At 63.0% G+C, this 2,645-nt stretch carries 2 protein-coding genes; both read right to left on the bottom strand.

Going from position 1 to position 2,645, the window contains the following annotated elements:
- A partial coding sequence (ugpC, locus tag EN906_RS30200) for a sn-glycerol-3-phosphate ABC transporter ATP-binding protein UgpC (RefSeq protein ID WP_127375604.1) occupies window positions 1-1,100 on the bottom strand: 1,100 nt, incomplete at its 3' end.
- A 24-nt stretch (window positions 1,101-1,124) separates the two neighbouring features.
- Window positions 1,125-2,645: alpha-glucosidase family protein (locus EN906_RS30195; RefSeq protein WP_127375603.1), on the bottom strand; the 1,521-nt coding region annotated here is incomplete at its 5' end.

The following is a 2,645-nucleotide window of genomic DNA, read 5'->3' as shown; positions in this document are numbered from 1 at the left end:
GCTTCAGCCTCATGAAGGGCAAACGACCGTCCGTCAGCGTCGAAGAGATGCAGGTCCTCGCCATTGGCGCTCAGCCGCAATGTCGAACCGCGCTTGACCTCGACATTGCCGGGCAGCTTGGTCACCAGCGGCAGGTCGGCGCGACCGATGTCGACATAGACCAGCTGCACCTCGCCGAGCTGCTCGACATAGTCGACCGTCCCCTCGAACAGATAGTCCGCGCCGCTGGCGATGATCAGGTCCTCCGGCCGCACGCCAAAACTCACCGCAGCGCCCTTTGCCGAAGCCGGCGTCGCGATCGGCACGGTTGCCTTGCGTCCGCCGACATGGCTGACGACGGTCGGATTGCCTGATTTGTCGATGGTTGCGGGCAGGATATTCATGGCCGGCGAGCCGATGAATTGCGCAACGAACAGATTGCCGGGCTTCTTGTAGAGGTCCATCGGCGTGCCGACCTGCTCGATATGGCCGTCCTTGAGCACCACGATGCGGTCGGCGAGCGTCATTGCCTCGACCTGGTCGTGGGTGACGTAGATCATGGTCGTGTTGGGCATCGATTCCTTGAGCTTGGCGATTTCGATGCGGGTGGCGACTCGCAGCGCCGCATCAAGGTTCGAAAGCGGCTCGTCGAACAGGAACACCTTCGGATTGCGCACGATGGCCCGGCCGATGGCGACGCGCTGGCGCTGGCCGCCCGACATCGCCTTGGGCAGGCGGTCGAGATATTTGGTCAGCTGCAGGATCTCGGCGGCCTGACGCACGCGGCGGTCGATCTCGGCCTTGTTCTCTTTGCCGATCTTCATCGAGAACGCCATGTTGTCGTAGACGGTCATGTGCGGGTAGAGCGCGTAGGACTGGAACACCATGGCGATGCCCCGTTTCGACGGCGGCACGTCGTTCACCACTTCGCCGGCTATTCTGAGCTCGCCGGAGGTGATTTCCTCGAGCCCGGCGATCGATCTCAGCAATGTCGACTTGCCGCAGCCCGACGGGCCGACGAAGACGATGAACTCGCCCGATTTAATATCGAGGTCGATGCCGTGGAGAATGTTCAGATTGCCGTAGGACTTCTTCACTTGTCTTAGCGTGACATCGGCCATTTGGTTTCCTCCAGTGATTGGAATTCAGTCGAGACGCCCGAACCAGGCGCCGTAGCCGCCAAGCTCGATGGAACCGCTGTTCGCCTGCCCCGAAAATCCGTGCCCGGGCAGAGGTTGCAGCGATCGGCCGCCAAGGTCAACCTTGGCCGGCCCGGCTCCCAGATTGAAGACGCAGACGATCTGCTCGTTGCCTGCGCGGCGCGTGAAGGCGACGGTGTCGCCCTCACTTTCGATGAAGGTGATGTCGCCCTTGGCGAGCGCCGGATGGGCACGCCGGAAGGTGAGAAAGCGCCGGTAGTGCTCGAGCAGCGAAGCCTCGTCGCCCTGCTGGACATTGACCGCTTGCGCCAGATGCTTGGCCGGCACCGGCAGCCAGGGCTTTGCCTGGGAGAAGCCGCCATTCTTGGCGCTGCCATCCCACACCATTGGCGTGCGGCAGCCGTCGCGGCCCTTGAATTCCGGCCAGAAGCGGATGCCGTAGGGATCCTGCAGATCCTCGAACCGCAGCTCTGCCTCACCGAGCCCAAGCTCCTCGCCCTGGTAGATGCAGACCGAACCGCGCAACGACATCAGCAGCGCCGAGATGACCTTGAGGTAGGCGGTCGGGTCGGCCTCATTGGCGGCCCAGCGCGAGGCCGGGCGCATCACGTCGTGGTTGGAGAAGGCCCAGCACGACCAGCCGTCGCTGGCGACTTTGCCGAAGGATTCCAGCACCGAGCGGACCTTGCCCGCGCTGATCTTTTCCGGCGCCAGGAAATCGAAGGAGTAGCACATGTGCACGCGCTTGCCGCCTGCGGTGTAGGCGGCAACCACTTCAAGCCCGCGCTGCGAATCGCCGACCTCGCCGACCGCTGCGGTTGCCGGATACTCATCGAGCAGGGCACGGAACCGTTCGAGGAAGCCGAGGTTCTCGGGCCGGCTCTTGTCGTAGAGATGGTCCTGGTAGTTGTAGGGGTTGACCGCCGGCGCGGTCTGGTCGTTGCGCTCTTCCGGCGGCAGCGGCGGATTGTTTTCCAGGCCCTGGCTGTGGAAGTAGAAATTGATGGTATCGAGCCGGAAACCGTCGACGCCGCGCTCCAGCCAGAAGCGGGTGACGTCGAGCAATGCGTCCTGGACTTCGTGGTTGTGAAAGTTGAGGTCGGGCTGTTCGGCCAGGAAATTGTGCATGTAATATTGCTGGCGGCTGGTGTCCCATTGCCACGCCGAGCCGCCGAAGATCGACAGCCAGTTGTTGGGCGGTGTGCCGTCCGGCCTGGCGTCTGCCCAGACGTACCAATCGGCTTTCGGGTTGCTGCGGCTCGACCGGCTTTCCTTGAACCAGGGATGACTGTCGGCAGTGTGCGACAGCACCTCGTCGATCATCACCTTCAAGCCCAGCCTGTGTGCCTCGGCGGTCAGCGCGTCGAAATCGGCCAGCGTGCCGAACATCGGATCGACATCGCAGTAATCCGTCACGTCATAGCCGAAATCCTTCATCGGCGACTTGAAGAACGGCGAGATCCAGATGGCATCCGCGCCGAGTGCGGCGATATAGGAGAGGCGGCC

It is taken from the genome of Mesorhizobium sp. M7A.F.Ca.CA.004.06.1.1 (assembly GCF_003999135.1).
Taxonomy (GTDB): domain Bacteria; phylum Pseudomonadota; class Alphaproteobacteria; order Rhizobiales; family Rhizobiaceae; genus Mesorhizobium.
Note: the sequence above shows the minus strand (reverse complement) of the source record. Positions and strands in the feature narration are given on the sequence as shown.